4 protein-coding genes are annotated in these 4800 nt (G+C 50.6%); 3 read left to right on the top strand and 1 reads right to left on the bottom strand.

Going from position 1 to position 4800, the window contains the following annotated elements:
• Positions 1 to 1616, bottom strand: a 1616-nt coding sequence (locus WCO51_09695; GenBank protein ID MEI6513530.1) for a TIM-barrel domain-containing protein, incomplete at its 3' end; no start/stop codon positions are given.
• A gap of 563 nt (positions 1617 to 2179) precedes the next feature.
• On the opposite strand from WCO51_09695, the gene WCO51_09690 reads away from it, so the two are divergent.
• The 3 genes from WCO51_09690 to WCO51_09680 form a co-directional block, all read left to right on the top strand.
• Positions 2180 to 3376 carry a DegT/DnrJ/EryC1/StrS aminotransferase family protein gene (locus WCO51_09690; GenBank protein ID MEI6513529.1) on the top strand — a complete coding sequence of 399 codons (1197 nt, stop codon included), beginning with the start codon at positions 2180 to 2182 and terminating at the stop codon, positions 3374 to 3376.
• Between the two features lie 25 nt (positions 3377 to 3401).
• Complete coding sequence (locus WCO51_09685) at positions 3402 to 4082, top strand: sugar transferase (GenBank protein MEI6513528.1); 681 nt, start codon at positions 3402 to 3404, stop codon at positions 4080 to 4082.
• 32 nt (positions 4083 to 4114) lie between these two features.
• The coding region (locus tag WCO51_09680) for an NAD-dependent epimerase/dehydratase family protein (protein MEI6513527.1) at positions 4115 to 4800 on the top strand (686 nt) is incomplete at its 3' end.

The raw sequence follows: 4800 nt of genomic DNA, 5'->3' as shown, positions 1-4800 counted from the left end.
GTGTCACCCCCGATGTTCCAAGCCTCGTTGTTCGGGCGGTAACCGTGGGTCCGAAAGACGGGTGTGAAGACGCCGTACTGGTACCAACGCACCATCAGCTCGTGGAAGGTATCGCTCTGATTGTCGTGGGTGATGAACCCGCCGATTTCGCTGGCTCCCCAGGGGATGCCGCTCATGGCGAGATTGAGGCCGGCCTTCATGTAGGTCGCCAGGTGCTCGAAGGACGACATGATGTCGTGGGCGGCCGGGGATGCTCCGTAGCGCTGCGAACCCGCCCAAGAGTTGCGACAGATTGTCACCACCTCCTTCTCCCCCGCTGACAACAGTCCATCGTAGATGTTCTTCTGGTGAGCCACAACGAAGAACGCGTGCGCTTCCCTGGCTAGCCCGATATGGAATAAGACTTGGTCGTAGTCCTGAATCTCGTGGAACTCGTCGCAGGGATCCAGCCAGAAGGTACGGATGCCGAGGTCGAAGTAATTCTCCTTCCACTTGCTCCAAAGGAAGGCGGCCGCCTCGGGATTCGTGGGGTCATACTGGTATTTATGCGGGGGATTCTCGAAAGCCACCGTATCCTTCGACCCCCCGATCGAGCTTGTGAAGAGTCCACGCGCCTTCATGACGGCGAAGTTCTCGCTCTGTTCGTCTACCAGGGTCCAAGGCGAGATCATAATCCGCACCCCCATCTCGTCCATTTCACGGATCATCGCTTTCGGATCTGGCCAGAATGCCGGATCGAGTTTCCAGTCCCCAATGTGTTTCCAGTGCTGGAAGTCGATGACAAGCACTGCCAGAGGCAGCCCTCGGCGCTTGAACTCTCTGGCTACTCCGAGGAACTCCTCCTGGGTCTGGTAGCGCAGCTTGCACTGCCAGAATCCGGACGCCCAGTAGGGGAAAGCGGGCGCGTGACCGGTCACGTCAGCATAGCGCTCCATGATTTCGGCGTAGGAATCACCCGCGCAGACATAGTAGTCCACTTGCCGGCATCCGTACGAAACCCAACGGGTCATGTTCTGTCCCAACTCGACGCGTCCGAGTGATGGGTTGTTCCAGAGAAAGCCGTAGCCTTCGCTGGAGACCAGGAACGGGATGGTGTGCTTAACATGGCGCTGGTACAGATCAAGCACGCAGCCCTTCAGATTGACCCTGTTGGTTGCGTTAAGCCCCATGCCGTAGAATCGTTCCCCGTCGCGCGCGGCGAAATGCACTTCGGTGTGGAACAATCCGTCGCCACACAGCTTAAAGATGCGGGTGCCAGGGTTGTGGGCATTAACAACGTAATCCTGTTCACTTAGGATAAGCGTCGCCTTGTCATCGGTATGCCTGAAGAACTGTAGGTAGCCCAGTTGGGTGTAGATATCTTGGATACGGGCGGAAATATTCCCGTTCCTGATTACCGCTTCGGAGTCGGATATCTCGATGGTTACGCTACTGCTATTGGGCGCGAACTCTACCGTCTCCGTTAGCGCCCAAGGGGTATCGTGGATGTCAACGTCCGCGACGGCGCGGACACGGAGCCCATCCCGTCCCCACGGCGTGATGACCAGTGTCTCGGCGCCCAGCGTATAGACAAGCTCATTACCTCGCCTACGCACTTTCCCCTTTATCTTGTTCACTGAATCCGTGCCTGAGGACTATGGAAACCGAGGCATCTGAATCTTGGCATATGCGCCCTCTTTTCGTTTCTCTGGTCAGTATGATGTTGATGCATTCACTACTACTGAATACATCAACAAACCAAGGAAGTTGTCACGTAACACAGAGTACTTTAACATCTTCTACATTATTTTACATGACAACAATTAATTCATGAGCCAAAAGGCCTGATTAAATACTTAATATTTCCCCTCAATAATATGGGAACATTAGCCAAGAATCAAGTTATGGATTGCCCGGCGCTGAGTGGTGATAGCTGCTCTATGCAAACGAGGACGATGGTTACGGCCGTCCCCAGGTTCAAGTGATATAACATCTTCTCGCATCGTTCTCGGTAAGATGCAGAGCGCAAAAGCGAACGAACGTTTTTGGACAGGCTTCGATTGGGGCCTGCCCGGGCACAATCCAAAATTCCCTCATACTTTCCCTGAGCTTTGCTTGGTTTAAAGCCAATAATTTAAATAGGAAAACTCGATAAATTTCACCTTCCTTATAGCTTCCAATCGATACTTAAGGAGCTAATATGAAAGCAATCCTGACAAAAAGTCAGAAACAATCGAATAATTTTTTGCCTTTTTCTATCAATAAATTTGACAAAGAAGAGATTCATGAAGTCGTTGACAGTTTGGAATCCGGCTGGATCGCTGCCGGTCCTAAGGTCAGACGATTTGAGACTGAATTCGCTGAATATGTCGGCGCTGCTCATGCAATTGCCGTGAATTCAGCAACAGCAGGGCTGCATATTGCCCTCGCAGCCCAAGAAATCGGGCCGGGCGATGAAGTCATCACCACTCCGATGACTTTCTGCGGAACCATCCAAGCCATCGAATATGTGGGAGCAACTCCTGTTTTCATCGATGTTGATCCAGTCACTGCGAACATCAACACATCGCAAATCGAAGGAGCCGTCACACGCCGCACTAAAGCTATTCTCCCCATCCACTATGCAGGGCAGCCATGCGATATGGATACGATTATGGATATTGCCATGCGACGTGGGCTATTTGTTATCGAAGATGCTTCACACGCTCTTGGCGCTCGCTATCGTGGGAAGAAGATTGGCGCAATTGGGAATGCGACGGTCTTTAGCTTCCATTCAGCCAACAACATGAGCACTGGCGAAGGCGGCATGATAGTCACCAACGATGGGGTCTTGGCCGACAAAATGCGTATGCTCACGCTCCACGGTATCAGTCGTGATGTCGTTTTACGTGACGCAACTGCTGGCTCATGGTATTACGAAGCGTTGGAGCTTGGTTTCAATTACACCATGACCGATTTGCAGGCTGCTATCGGTATTTGGCAGCTTCGGAAGCTGACAGAGATGAATCAATTACGAAGCGAGTATGCGCGCCTTTATACACAAGCTTTCACTTCGGTTCCTGAAATCAAAACGCCTTATATAAACATGCCCAGCGAAAGCCGTCATGCCTGGCAGCTTTATGTCATTAAGGTTGCTGAGGAACGGCTGAATATCAACCGTTCGCAGTTCATCGATGCGCTTAAGAAAGAAGGCGTTGGGACAGGCGTTCACTATATTCCAATCAATCACCATCCTCACTATCAGAAGAAATACGGCCTCAAGCCGGGCAATTTCCCCAAAGCGGAGAGCTGGTATCGCAATTGCCTTTCACTGCCGCTTTATCCGGCAATGACGCACGAGAATATTGAAGATGTAATCAATGCTGTTCAACGGATTGTTGAAGCTAATCGAAAGTAACCAAACGACAAAACTGGGGTCTCAAATGAGTTATTCAAGAATTAAAAGATTGTTCGATGTAGTGGTCGGTGGAGGCATTTTTATTGCCTGCCTGCCGATTATCGCTTTAACTGCTTTAATGCTCAGAATGACATCAGCGGGGCCGGTGTTTTTTGGGCATAAACGGGTAGGGTTCAAAGGCAAAGAGTTCACTATGTTCAAGTTCCGCACGATGGTGGTGAACGCTCATAATATGGGGCCAGCAGTAACTCAAAGCAAAGACCCGCGAATTACCCAAATAGGCCGAATTCTTCGAAAGACCAAACTGGATGAATTGCCCCAGCTTTGGAATGTGCTTAAGGGGGATATGAGCCTTGTCGGCCCGCGGCCACAAGTTCAAGTATATGTCGATTGCTACCCCGATATTGCACGTCATATTATCTTGTCAACACGTCCTGGAGTGACTGGCCGAACTCAAATTTGGCTGCGACATGAAGAGGCTTTACTGGCCGCCCAACCAAATCCGATGGAGTTCTATGAGTACACTCTGCTACCACAGAAAGTCATTTCCGATGTGACCTATGTGAATGAGATGTCCTTAAAGAACGATTTAGGCATCCTATTCTCAACAGCGCTGTGCTTACTGTCATCAAAGCCGAAAGTGGTGGAAGTCCCCACCGTAGCGACAGTATCGATCGAGGAACAAGAAGAACTCAAGGCGGCTTAAGCCCTGGCAATATCCGAGGAGACTATCCTGCTATGTCTAAATACATCGTCACTGGAGGAGCCGGGTTTATCGGCTCAAATTTGGTTCGAGAGCTTGTCCTGCGCGGCCATGAGGTCAAAGTGGTGGATAATCTTTCCACCGGAAAAATGGCGAACTTGCGTGATGTCTTGCATGCTATCGACTTCGTCTTTGGAGATATTACCGATTTGCCATTACTGATGGAGGAGTTCAACGGTTTTGATTTTGTCCTTCACCATGCAGCGCTAGCTTCCGTTCCAAATTCCATAGATGATCCGCTTGCCAATAATCGAAGTAACATCGACGGCACTCTCAAAGTGCTGCTGGCCGCGCGTGATTCGGGGATTAAGCGGGTGGTCTATGCCGCATCGAGCGCGGCTTATGGGGATATCGAGGCTGAGTTTAAGACCGAAGACATGCCTGTATCATTTCTCTCGCCTTACGCGCTGGCAAAATATGTGGGCGAAGTCTATTGCAACTTATTTTATAAATTGTTCGGTCTTGAGAGCGTCAGCCTTCGATATTTCAACGTTTTTGGCCCCAACCAGGACCCCAGCAGCGCCTATGCAGCAGTAATCCCCATATTCGTAACCTCAATGCTCAATGGCGAGCAGCCGGTAATATTCGGCGACGGAACCCAAAGCCGCGACTTTACATTCGTTCGCAATGTAGTCGAAGCCAATATCTTAGCTTCTACCAG

This window comes from bacterium, assembly GCA_037131655.1.
Taxonomy (GTDB): Bacteria; Armatimonadota; Fimbriimonadia; order Fimbriimonadales; family JBAXQP01; genus JBAXQP01.
Note: the sequence above shows the minus strand (reverse complement) of the source record. Positions and strands in the feature narration are given on the sequence as shown.

Bases quoted from the DNA above. Each gene is read 5' to 3' on its own strand.
- WCO51_09685 (MEI6513528.1), top strand. From the start codon at position 3,402: ATGAGTTATTCAAGAATTAAAAGATTGTTCGATGTAGTGGTCGGTGGA.
- WCO51_09690 (MEI6513529.1), top strand. From the start codon at position 2,180: ATGAAAGCAATCCTGACAAAAAGTCAGAAACAATCGAATAATTTTTTG.